Raw genomic sequence first — 11,570 nt, 5'->3', positions numbered from 1 at the left:
CCTGCGCGGGGACGCCGCCGTGCCCTGTTCCCGGGGCTCCCGCCCGCTCCGGTACCGCCGGAGCGCGCAGGGGTCAGAATGGAGGGGGGCAGCCCTACCGGAGGGAGGCGTAGGCGATGGGCCGGACGACCGGACGACCCTCCGCGCCCGAGGCGCTGCCCGGTCACTCCCGGAAAGCGCCCCGGGACGGCCGGCCGCGCAGCGGGGCGGTGGCCCTGATCGCGCCGGAGCCGCACGCGCGGCTGTTCGCCGAACCCTACTTCGCCGCGATCACCGAGGGTGCGGTGGAGGGGCTCTCGGCCACCGACCTCCAGGTGCTGCTGGTCGTGGTGCGTACGGAGCGTGAACGTGCGCGGCTCCTGCGTTATCTCGAAGGCTGTCCGCTGGACGGGGCGCTGCTGCTGTCCGTCCAGGCCCGTGACCCCCTTCCGGGGATGCTGGAGCGGCTGGGGATCCCGGCGGTCCTGGGCGGCCGCCGCGCGGACGGCGAGACGCTCAGCTGCGTCTACGCGGAGAACGTCGGGGGCGCCCACAACGCCGTCGATCTCCTGCTCTCCCGCGGGTGCCACACCGTCGCCACCATCACGGGGGATCTGGGCCAGCAGGGTGCCCAGGCCCGGCTGGAGGGCTACCGGCGAGCGCTGGAGGAGGCCGGATTCGCCGCCGAGGACGACCTCGTGGAGGAGGGCGACTTCGGCGAGGAGTCCGGGACGGCCGCCATGACCGCGCTGCTGGGCCGCAGGCCGGACGTGGACGGTGTCTTCGCGGCCTCGGACGTGATGGCGGCCGGGGCACTGCGCGTACTGCGCGAGACCGGCCGTGCCGTCCCGGACGACGTGGCGGTCATCGGCTGGGACGATTCGGAGGTGGCCAGGGGCACCGATCCGCCGCTGACCAGCGTGCGGCAGCCCACGGAGGAGCTGGGGCGCGCCATGGCCCGGCTGCTGCTGGACGAGATCGCCGACCCGGACCGCGCGCGCCGCGAGGTCGTCCTCGGCACGGAACTGGTGCGCCGGGCCTCGGCGTGACGCCGCGCGCCCGCCGGTCCGTCACTGGACGGCGCCCGCCGTGAGCCCCTGGGCGAAGAAGCGCTGGAGCGCCAGGAAACCGATCACCACCGGGGCGCTGACCAGCAGGGACGCGGCCATGACCTGGTTCCAGAAGACGTCGGACTGGCCCGCGTACGCGCGCAGGCCCACCGCGAGCGTACGGGTGTGCTCGTCGGTCAGGACGGACGCGAAGAGGACCTCCCCCCAGGCGGTCATGAAGGTGTAGACGCTCACCGCCGCCACGCCAGGCGCCGCCACCGGCACGATCACCCGCAGCAGCACGCCGAGCGGTCCGGCCCCGTCGACCATCGCGGCCTCGTCCAGCTCCCGCGGGATCGAGTCCAGGTAGCCGGCGAGCAGCCACACGGCGAAGGGCAGCGAGAAGGTGAGGTAGGTGATGACGAGCCCGGTGCGGGTGGCGAAGAGCTGGAGTCCGAACCTGCGGTGGATGTTGACGTAGATCAGATAGAGCGGCAGCAGGAACAGGATGCCCGGCAGGATCTGGGTGAACAGCATCGCCCCGAGGAAGGTGCGGCGTCCGGCGAAGCGGTAGCGGCTGATCGCGTACGCCGCGAACAGCGCGACCACCACGGAGGCGGCCGCGGCGCCGACCGACACCACGAGGCTGTTCACGAAGTAGTCGGCCAGCGGCACCGTCCGCCACATGTCGGCGTAGGGCTGCACCGTCAGGTGCGAGGGCCACCAGGTGAAGGGGCCCTCGACGTCGCCCAGCGGCTTCAGCGACGACACGGCCATCACGTACAGCGGGAAGAGGACGGCCGCCGCGAGCACCGCGAGGCCGGCGCGCCGCACCCAGCGGAACCACGGGGGGGTGATCACGACGGCTGCCGGTGCCCCGCCGCGAACGGGCGGGCCGCGCGCACGCGCCGGGTGGCGAGCAGGGCGAGCGCGCCCAGGCCCGCGACGGCCGCCAGGAACACCATGACGAGGACGGACATCGCTGATCCCAGACCGAAGTTGAAGGTGATGAAAGACGCCTGGTAGATGTGCACCGGCAGCAGGTCGGCCGACTGCGGCGGCGAGGCGCCGAAGAGGGTGAAAGGCGTCGTGAAGTCGTTGAAGCTCCACAGCGCCAGCACCACGAGCAGCACCCCGTTGACCGGTGCGAGCCAGGGCAGCGTGACCGACCGGATCTGCCGCAGCATCCCCGCGCCGTCCAGGGCGGCGGCCTCGTACAGCTCGCGGGGGATGGGCTGGAGCCCGGCCGTGACGACGAGGAAGACGAACGGCCACGTCCGCCAGACCGCGACGGCGGACACGGACCAGAAGGCGTGGCTGCCGATGAGCCAGAACGGCCGGCTGCCGGTGAGGTGCAGGCCGTCCACGAGGACGGCGTTCACCGCGCCGGAGTCCCGCTGCAGCATGAACGACCAGGTGATGACGGCCGCGTAGACCGGCAGCGCGTACGGCACGAGGAACAGCGCGCGGATCACCCCGCGGCCGCGGCGGGCGTCCTGCGCGAGCACGGCGGCGGCGAAGCCGACGCCCCACGACCCGGCCACCACGACCAGCGTGTAGAGCAGCGTCGTCCCGAGCGACCGCAGCAGGGCCGCACCCACCGGACCGTGGAAGTCCAGCGCGAGGCGGTAGTGCGCCAGGCCCGCGAAGGGGGCCCTGGTCCAGTCGCGGATGTAGAACTGCGTCAGCCGCAGCAGGCTCATGCCGATGCCGGCCAGCATCGGCACCACGTGGACGAGCAGCTCCAGCAGCAGCGCCGGCAGGAGGAAGAGGTACGGTACGGCGGCCTGCCGCCGGGCGCGCGCGGCGGTGGTGGGGGAGCGCCGGGCGCCCGTCATCCGAGGCCCTCCATCTGGCTCTGGGCCTCGGACAGTTTCGCCTTCACCTGCGCCCGCCCGACCGCCTTGCCGGAGCCGGCGTCCGCGAGCAGCGCGGCGACCGCGTTGCCCACCAGCGTCTCGAACTGCGCCTCCTCCGGGACCATCGGCATGGGGGCCGACGTGTGCGCGAGGACGCTCCTGAAGGTCCTGGCGGCGGGGGTGTTGAAGGCGGGGTCGGAGTAGTCGTCCGTCGTGATCGGCAGCGTGCCGAAGGCCTTGTTGAGGATGCGCTGCTCCGGCACGGAGGTCAGGAACCTCACGAGGCTCAGCGAGCCGTCGCGGTTGCCGGTACCGGCGAAGACGGCGATGTTGATCCCCGCCACGTGGCTGTTGATGCGCTGCCCGCCGGCCGGCAGCGGGTCGGGCAGCGGGATCGGCTCGACACCGAAGTCCGCCGGCTTCATGCCGTTCGCCCGGATGGCGGTGTCCACGTTCGACTGCGCCATGATCATCGCAGCCTTGCCGGAGGTGAAATCGGCGACGAAGGGCGTGTCGATCGCGAACTCGACACTGGAGGGGTCGACGATCCGGTCCCGTGCGACCAGGTCGGTGTACTGCTGGACGCCGGCCACCATCCCCGGGCTGTCGAACCGCGGCTCGCCGTGCACGAACGGTTCCGCCCCGTGTTGCCTGCCGAAGATGAAGGCGAAGTGCGAGCCCTCGGTGTAGCTGGCCCCGACCACCGCGAGCCCGTAGCGCCCGCGGCCGGCGTCGGTGAGCCGCCGGCCGTCGTCGACCAGCTCCTGCCAGGTGGCGGGGGGCCGCAGGCCGGCCCCGGCGAAGAGCCGCTTGTTGTAGTACAGGCCGTACGCCTGCCCGTACAGCGGCACGGCCGCGGGCGGCCGGCCGGGGGCCCCGGTGGAGGACATCGACGTGGCCAGGAAGTGGCCGCGGCCGCCCACCGCCGCCAGGGTGGCCCGGTCGAAGGGCACCAGGGCCTCGGTGGCCTGCAGCGAGGCGGACCAGGTGTTGCCGATGTTGACCACGTCGGGGCCGTGCCCGGAGACGGCGGCGGCGATGATGCGGTTGAGCAGGTCAGCCCACGGGATGACCTCCAGCACCACGTGCAGCCCCGTCTGCCGCTGGAACTTGTCGAGCTCGGGCCGCAGCACCTTCCGGTCGAGCTCCGGGCTCGGCGCCTGGTTGCTCGCCCAGTAGGTGAGGGTGTGCGCGGCGGACGGCGACCGCGCTGTGCAGCCGGTGAGACCGGACGCGGCCAGGACGGCCGCCGCCCAGACGACCAGGGCACGGCGCATGATCAGGGACATGGGGTGGTCGGTCGCCCTCCGTGAGATCGGACCGCGGATCCGGTTACGGAACATACCGCACGAATTCGTCTCCATTGCTCCCGGAAGGGAACGTGGTGAAAATGGACCTTACGCGGACGAAGGGGTGGTCATGGCGCGTGACGCTGAGAACGAGCCCGGGCCGGGCCCGGGCCCCCCGGCGCTGGACCGCCTCGTCGCGCACGCCCCGGTGGGCCTGGCCGTCGTGGACCGCGGGCTGCGGTGCACCTGGATGAACGCCGCGATGGCGGAACTCGGCGCCGGGCCTGCGCAGGAGCAGATCGGCCGGCGGCCCGCGGAGATCGACCCCGGCCCGGACGCGCGCGCCCTGGAGGCGAGGATGCGCCAGGTGCTGGAGACGGGCGTGCCGGTGACCGGCTACGAGCACCTCGGCCGCACGCGCTCGGACCCGGCGCGCCGGCGGGCCTTCTCCCTGTCCTTCGTGCGCCTCGACGACGACGAGGGGCGCCCCGAGGGCGTGCTCTGGACCGCCACCGACGTCACCCCCCGGCACCGGGCACGGCTCCGCCTGGCCCTGCTCGACCGCGCCGGCCGCTACATCGGCCGCACCCTCGACGCCCTGCGGACCGCGCAGGAGCTCGCCGACGTCGCCGTGCCCGAGCTCGCCGACCTCGTCACCGTCGACCTGCTGGAAACCGCGATCGAGGGCGGTGAGACCACGTCCGGCAGGCTCGCGGAGGGCGACGCCGCCACGCTGCGCCGCGCCGGCCACCGCGCCGTGGACGACGACCGCCGCGCGGGGTCCGAACGGACCGGCGGCCCCGCTGCCTACCGGCCCGGGTCGCCGCCGCTGCAGAGCCTGACCAGCGGGATGTCCTGGCGCGAGGCCCGGCTGGACCGGGACTCCCCGGCGTGGGCCACGGACCTCGCGGGTGACGGCGAAGCGCGTTTCGCCGACCTCGGGCTGCACACCGGCATGGTGGTCCCGGTGCGCGCACGGGGGGCGACGCTCGGCATCGCCTGCTTCTACCGCAGCCGCCGCGACGAGCCGTTCGGCGACGACGACATGCGGCTCGCCGTGGAACTCGTCGACCGGGCCGCGGTCTCGATCGACAACGCCCGCCGCTACACCCGCGAGCGCAACGCGGCCCTCACGCTCCAGCGCAACCTGCTGCCGGCGGGCACCCCGCAGCAGCAGGCCGTGGACGTCGCCTCGCACTACCGCCCGGCCGAGAAGCTCACCGACGTCGGCGGGGACTGGTTCGACGTCATCCCGCTGTCCGGGACCCGCGTCGGGCTGGTCGTCGGCGACGTCCGCGGGCACGGCATCGACGCGGTGGCGGCCATGGGACGGCTGCGCACCACCGTGCAGGCGCTCGCCGACCTCGACCTGTCGCCCGAGGAGCTGCTGGCCCGCCTCGACGACTCGGTCGGCCGGGACGCCCGCGAGGGACGCGCCGACACCTCGGGCGCCACCTGCCTGTACGTGGTCTACGACCCGGTGACCCGGCAGTGCGCCATGGCCGGCGCCGGCCATCCGCCGCCCGCGGTGGTCGGCCCGGACGGAACGGTCGACTTCCCCGACATGCCGACGGGGCCCGCTCTGGGGGTGGGCGGGCTGCCGTTCGAGTGCACGGGGCGGGAACTGGCGGAGGGCAGTGTCCTCGTGCTCTACACCGACGGCCTGCTCGCCCTGCGGCCTGCGCACGACAGCACGGAGGCCCGGCGCGAGCAGCTCCGCCGGGCGCTGGGGGTGCGGACGCGGTCCCTCGACGAGCTGTGCCGGCGGACGGTGGACGCGATGCTGCCCGCCCGGCCCGTCGACGACGCGACCCTGCTGCTGGTGCGGACCCGCGTCCTGGGCGCCGACCGGTGCGCCTCGTGGGACATCCCCGCCGACCCGGCGGCCGTCGCGCAGGCCCGCGGGAAGGTCGCCGCGCAACTGGAGGACTGGCAGCTCGGGGAGCTGGCCTGCACCACGGAGCTGGTGACCAGCGAGCTGGTCACCAACGCCATCCGCCACGCCTCCGGCCCGATCGGGCTGCGGCTGCTGCGCGGCACCTCGCTGATCTGCGAGGTGTCCGACGCCAGCAGCACCTACCCGCACCTGCGCCACGCGCGCACCACCGACGAGGGCGGACGCGGTCTCTTCCTGGTCTCGCAGATGACCGACCGCTGGGGCACCCGCCACACACCCCGGGGAAAGGTCATCTGGACCGAACAGCGCTACGAGGAGGAGCCCACGGCAACTTAAGCGGTTCATTCACGGGCGGGTTCCCGGGTGCCGCCACGGCTCGCGGCGGCACCCGGACGTCCTCGCCGCCGTCGCCGTCAGGCGCGGGCGGCCATGGCCTTCGCGTGCGCGGCGAAAGAGCGGCGGAGGCACGGGCGGGGTTCCCTGGATCGGCGTTCCACGTGATCCGGTAGCCGTCGTAGTCGGGGTAGAAGGAACCGTCGTCCACGCGGGACGTGAGGATCCAGAACTGGTCCCCGGCGCCTCCGCCGTCGAGCACCGCGTCGGTCCACGCCGTGTACCCCGCGAGCCTGGCCGCCTCGTCGGCCACGCCCCGTGCCGGGTCCACGGACAGGCCGAACTCCTCCAGGACGACGGGCTTGCGCAGCGCCCGCCCGTCCGCGAGGTGGTCGGTGATCCACTTCGTGCCCCACTGCACCGGGTCCGTGCCCGGCCTGCTGCCGGGGTTCTCGCCCCAGCCCTGCGGATACAGGTGCACCGTGCCGTAGTCCACCGCCGGCAGGGCGACCAGCTGCTCCCACCGGACGCCCTCGTAGTCGGAGTAGGGGTAGTCGGCGTTGCCGGCCTCGCCGTAGAAGCCCTCGTCCCCGACGGCCACGAGCTGGCGCGGGGCCAGCCGTTTGACGTGCGCGCTCATCTCCGCGGCCCACGCCAGCAGGGTCCGGCCGGACGTGTCGCTGCGGCACCGGGGCTCGTTCGCGAGCTCGAAGGCCATGATCGTCGGGTCGTCGCGGTAGCGCACCCCGGTGTACCGGTTGACGTGCCGGGTCACGTGCTCGGCGTAGGCCATGTAGCACTCCCGGATCCGGGCGTCGGTGTAGAAGCGGTCGTGGTTCGTCCCGTCGCCGTACGAGTCGTCGGGGAGGCCGAGGAACCACTGCACGTACTGCTGCATGCCGCCGTAGTCGGGCCAGTTGTTGACGAGCGGGAGCACGAGCCGGATGCCGAGCCGGCCCGCGCGGTGGACGGCGTAGTCCAGCGAGTCGAAGGCGGCGTCGTCGTACACGTGCGGCGCGGACTGGAGCGGCTTGTACGAGCCGCCGGAGCCGTCCGCGAACGCCCATGCGCGGACCACGGTCAGCCCCATGACGGCGGCGTCGCCGAGTACCGCGTCGATCATGTAGTGCGACTGCTGGTGCAGGTAGTAGCAGTTGGTCCCGCCGAAGCGGAAGGGGCGGCCGGCGACCTCGAAGCGCCCGTCCCGGGCGGCCACGAATCCGCGCGGCGCCTTCCGCGACACGGCCGGCGACTGGGCGGCGGCGGGCGTCGCGCCCGCGGCCGCCAGGACGGTGGCGCCCGCCGCGGTGCCGAGCACGGCCCGCCTGGACACCCGGGAGGCGGTCCCCTCGGGCGGGGGACGATGGGACGCGGACATGGGCGGCTCCTGCGGCTGGAGTGAACGGTGACGGCACGCCGACGCGTGCGCAGCGCTGAACGGCCGGCGGTACGCCGGTGAACCGAGCGCAGCCGATCGAAGCACTTATCCGGTTAAGTCGTCAATGGTTTCGACCGGCCCGCCCCGTGGCGGCGGCCGGGCACGCGCCCTCCGGCCGGTCACGGCTCGGTCCCCGCCCGGCCCGAGGCGGCATCAGGGTGCGGTAGCGTGTGCCGCCGTCACAGGGGAGGGGTGACCCGGGAGTGCACGTGGCCGTGGTGGGCGGTGGGACGAGCGGCCTGGCCGCAGCCCTCTTCCTGGCCCGGCGGGGGCGGCGGGTGACCGTCCTGGAGCGGGAGCCGCGCAGCGCGGGCACCGACCTCGACGCGGACTTCCTCCACTGGCGGCGCCCCAGGAGCCCGCAGGCCCTCCAGCCCCATTCCCTCCTCGGGCCGGTGCGCGCCGTCCTGCGCGACGTCGCCCCCGACGTCTACGCGGAGATGCTCCGGCGCGGCGCGGTGGAGCGGCACGAACTCGCCCGGTTCGGGCCCTTCCCGGCCGCAGCGGGCGACGAGGACCTGGTCACCCTGAGGGCGCGGCGCATCGTGCTGGAGGCGGCGCTCGGGCAGGCCGTCCGCGCGGAACCGGCGGTCCGGCTGCGCACGGGCGCCGCCGCCGAAGGGCTGCTCGTCGCGCCGGGAGTGGTTCCCCGCGTCACCGGGGTCCGCACGGCGGCCGGGGACATCCGCGCCGACCTGGTGATCGACGCCGCGGGCCGCCGCTCGCCCGTCCCGCGCTGGCTGGCGCGTGCCGGAGCCCGGCCCGCGCACCGCGAGAGCCAGGAGACCGGCATCGCGTACTTCTGCCGCTGGTACCGGCTGCCGCCCGGCGCCCGGGACGCGGAACCCCTCGTTCTCGGGACGGCGGCCCCCTACGCGAACTGCGGGGTCTTCCCCTCCGACAACGGCTACTTCGCCCTGGCGCTCACCGTGTCGGTCGCGGACCCCACGCGCGGCGCGCTGCGGGATCCGCGGGTGTTCGACTCGGCGGCGAAGGTCTTCCCCGCCGGACGGGAGTGGCTGTCCCGGGACCACCGGCCGGTGAGCCCCGTGCACGTCATGGCGGGGCTGAACAACCAGTGGACGGCGCTCGTCGACGGGCACGGCCCGCAGGTCACCGGCCTGATCGGCATCGGCGACAGCGCCGTCCACACCAACCCCACCCTCGGCCAGGGCATCCCTCTCGCCCTGCGGGCCGCCCGCTGGGTCGCCCACCACGACCCGGGCGATCCCGACCTGCCCACCTCCTATCACCGGTGGCGGCTCGGCCGTCTGCGGCCGTGGTTCGACGCCCAGGTGGCGGCCGACCGGGCCGGCCGGGAACGGCTCAGGGCCGGCGTCCGGGGTGCACCCCCGCCCGTGGTGACCGGTGACGCCCTCCTCGGCGCGGCCATGCCCGCCTGTGCCCGTGACGACCTGGACGTCGCCCGCGCCCGCGCACAGGTGCGCCACCTGGTCCGCACTCCGGACGAGGTGCTGGCCGACCCCCGGATACGCGCCCGGCTGCAGGAGTGGCTGCGCGGTCACCCGCACTTCGACGGCGCCCCGGACGGCCCTGACCGCTCCCTCTGGGACGAGGCCACACGCGTCCGTCCGCCGGCCGCGGCCGCGCCCCCGTAGCGAGCACCTCCCGGCCGGGCCGGCGTACCCGCCTCCGGGACCGGTGCGGGAAGGGCGTCAGGAGCGGTGGTACGGCTGGGGCACGTACGGCCCGGCGCCGAGTTCCTCCGCTGCGTGGCGCGCCCAGTACGGGTCGCGCAGGAGCTGCCGGCCCAGCAGCACCGCGTCCGCGCGGCCGGAGGCCACGATCTCCTCGGCCTGGGCGGGTTCGGTGATCAGGCCGACCGCGGCGACGGGCATGCCCGTCTCCTCGCGGACACGCTCGGCGAACGGGACCTGGAAGCCGGGGGCCGCCGGGACACGGGCGTCGGGGGCGTTGCCGCCGGTGGAGACGTCCAGGAGGTCCACCCCGCGGGCGTGCAGTTCCTTGGCGAGGGCCACGGTGTCGTCGGCCGTCCAGCCCTCGCGGCCGTCCTCCGCGTTCTCGCTGAGCCAGTCCGTCGCCGAGACCCGGAAGAGGACCGGCAGGTCCTGCGGCCACACGGCACGCACCGCCTCGACGACCTCCAGCGGGAAGCGGAGCCGGTTCTCGAAGGAGCCGCCGTAGGCGTCGGTGCGGCGGTTGCTGTACGGCGAGAGGAACTGGTGGAGCAGGTAACCGTGCGCGCCGTGGATCTCCACGGCCTCGAAGCCGGCGGCGAGCGCCCTGCGCGCCGCGTCGGCGAACTCCCCGGTGATCCGGCGTATGCCGTCCTCGGTCAGTTCCTCCGGCACGGTCGACGCCGGCGAGAAGGGCAGGGGGCTCGGGCCGACCGGCGTCCATCCGAGCGGCGCGTCAGCCGGGATCGGGGCGCCGCGGTCCACCCAGGGCCGCTCGGTGGACGCCTTGCGGCCGGCGTGGGCGAGCTGGATGCCGGCCACGGCGCCCTGCTCCTTGAGGAACGCGGTCACCCGCCTGAAGGCGTCGGCCTGGGTGTCGTTCCAGAGGCCGAGGTCGTACGGGGTGATCCGGCCCTCGGGGCTGACGGCCGTGGCCTCGGCGAGGATCAGGCCGGTGCCTCCGGCCGCCCGTGCGGCGAGGTGGGTGACGTGCCAGTCGTTCACGGTGCCGGTGCCCGCTCCCGTGGGCGCGGCGCTGTACTGGCACATGGGGGCCATCCAGGCGCGGTTGCGCACGGTCAGCGACCGCAGGGTGAAGGGCTTGAACAGCTTGGACATCGGGTCTCCGGGGGTGCGGCAGTGCCGGACGTGGCGCGGGGCGGAGGGCCGCCCCGTCGCGGGCTGACGCCATAATACTTGCACGAGCGGGTATATGTTCACGCATTGACATGACGTGCGTCACCGCGGGGCGCGGCCGGCGGGGCGGGGGCGCCGATGCCGGGGCCCGTCCGCGCAGGCCGGTGCCCCGCGCGGCCGTCCGCGAGGGGGTCAGGGACGCGAGGAGGCAGAGGTGTCGTCGTAGACGAGCAGGCCGTCGTCGCGCACGCGCGCCCCCGGGGTCGGGCGGTGCCCGGCGAGGCGTCCGTCCGGCATCAGGTGCAGCACCGGGACGCCCCTGACCAGGACGGCGAAGTCCGCGATGAGCCGGCGGTGGCAGCGCCACCACACCGCCTCGCTGCACATGACCGCAGTCCGCCGCTCGGCGGCCTGCGGCAGCAGGCGGTCCACGGCGGCGAGGAAGAGCGGATCGCGCGTGTATCCGGCGTAGCCCCGGAAGGAGTCGTTGCGCCACACGACGTCGGGGGAGTCGGCCGCGGGCCGCCGGAAACCTCCGAGGTCCTTCTCCCAGCGGTAGCCGATGCCGCGCTCGGGCAGCCACTGCGCGAGCTGCTCCCTGCCCATGTCCGGATTGCGCCGGCTGCCCGGCGCGGTACGGACGTCCACCACGCTGGTGACCTGCGCGCCGAGCAGCAGGCCGGCCAGCCGGGTACGGTCCGCGCTGCTGTGGCCTACGGTGATCAGCGGTTGAGCGGGCACGCCTCCATGGTCCCTCGCCCGCGCGGGCGCCCGCGCGACCGGGACCCCCGCCCGTAGCCGCCCCCCGCCCGGCCCGGGCTGCTGCGGGGGGGGGGGCCCCCCGCGCACCCCCGGGGCGGCCCCCCCCCGCGCCGGGGGGGGCGCGGGCGGGGACGCGGGTGCGGGGGCGCGGGGGACCCCCGGCCCCGCC

Annotated in this window: 9 protein-coding genes; 3 read left to right on the top strand and 6 right to left on the bottom strand. The window is 74.7% G+C overall.

Annotated features, from left to right (window positions below):
* The first annotated feature begins 116 nt into the window (after positions 1-116).
* Positions 117-1,028: a LacI family DNA-binding transcriptional regulator gene (locus ACH4SE_RS21515; protein ID WP_398545016.1), complete on the top strand. Its 912-nt coding sequence runs from the start codon at positions 117-119 to the stop codon at positions 1,026-1,028.
* A gap of 21 nt (positions 1,029-1,049) precedes the next feature.
* Here the strand turns inward: ACH4SE_RS21515 and ACH4SE_RS21510 are convergent, their stop codons facing one another.
* From ACH4SE_RS21510 to ACH4SE_RS21500, 3 genes are read right to left on the bottom strand one after another with little or no spacing between them, the layout of a single operon-like run.
* Positions 1,050-1,889, bottom strand: coding sequence for a carbohydrate ABC transporter permease (locus ACH4SE_RS21510; protein WP_398545015.1), 840 nt, complete (start codon positions 1,887-1,889; stop codon positions 1,050-1,052).
* Positions 1,886-2,866 carry a carbohydrate ABC transporter permease gene (locus tag ACH4SE_RS21505; protein ID WP_398545014.1) on the bottom strand — a complete coding sequence of 327 codons (981 nt, stop codon included), beginning with the start codon at positions 2,864-2,866 and terminating at the stop codon, positions 1,886-1,888. The genes ACH4SE_RS21510 and ACH4SE_RS21505 overlap by 4 nt, the downstream gene beginning before the upstream one ends.
* The gene (locus ACH4SE_RS21500) at positions 2,863-4,176 is read right to left on the bottom strand and encodes an ABC transporter substrate-binding protein (RefSeq protein WP_398545013.1); all 1,314 of its coding nucleotides are present in this window, start codon (positions 4,174-4,176) and stop codon (positions 2,863-2,865) included. Before ACH4SE_RS21500 ends, ACH4SE_RS21505 begins: the two co-directional genes overlap by 4 nt.
* A gap of 130 nt (positions 4,177-4,306) precedes the next feature.
* Between ACH4SE_RS21500 and ACH4SE_RS21495 the strand changes: the two genes are divergently transcribed.
* On the top strand, positions 4,307-6,409 hold the full coding sequence (locus ACH4SE_RS21495) for a SpoIIE family protein phosphatase (RefSeq protein WP_398545012.1): 2,103 nt from the start codon (positions 4,307-4,309) through the stop codon (positions 6,407-6,409).
* On the opposite strand, the gene ACH4SE_RS21490 is transcribed toward ACH4SE_RS21495, so the two are convergent.
* Entirely contained in the window at positions 6,363-7,784 is a 1,422-nt protein-coding gene (locus ACH4SE_RS21490) for a cellulase family glycosylhydrolase (RefSeq protein ID WP_398545011.1), read from the bottom strand. The genes ACH4SE_RS21495 and ACH4SE_RS21490 overlap by 47 nt on opposite strands.
* A 269-nt stretch (positions 7,785-8,053) precedes the next feature.
* On the opposite strand from ACH4SE_RS21490, the gene ACH4SE_RS21485 reads away from it, so the two are divergent.
* Positions 8,054-9,463, top strand: a complete 1,410-nt coding sequence (locus tag ACH4SE_RS21485; RefSeq protein WP_398545010.1) for an NAD(P)/FAD-dependent oxidoreductase — start codon at positions 8,054-8,056, stop codon at positions 9,461-9,463.
* A gap of 57 nt (positions 9,464-9,520) precedes the next feature.
* Here ACH4SE_RS21485 and ACH4SE_RS21480 read toward each other — a convergent pair whose 3' ends face one another.
* Both ACH4SE_RS21480 and ACH4SE_RS21475 read right to left on the bottom strand, forming a co-directional pair.
* A complete protein-coding gene (locus ACH4SE_RS21480) occupies positions 9,521-10,621 on the bottom strand; it encodes an NADH:flavin oxidoreductase/NADH oxidase (RefSeq protein WP_398545009.1) in 1,101 nt (366 codons plus the stop codon).
* A gap of 210 nt (positions 10,622-10,831) precedes the next feature.
* Positions 10,832-11,380 (bottom strand): DUF488 family protein, encoded by a 549-nt coding sequence (locus ACH4SE_RS21475; RefSeq protein WP_398545008.1) that lies wholly within the window; start codon positions 11,378-11,380, stop codon positions 10,832-10,834.
* Between the last annotated feature and the right edge of the window lie 190 nt (positions 11,381-11,570).

The organism is Streptomyces sp. NPDC020983 (genome assembly GCF_044333485.1).
GTDB lineage: Bacteria > Actinomycetota > Actinomycetes > Streptomycetales > Streptomycetaceae > Actinacidiphila.
The sequence above is the reverse complement of the archived record's forward strand: the minus strand, read 5'-3'. Positions and strand labels throughout refer to the sequence as shown.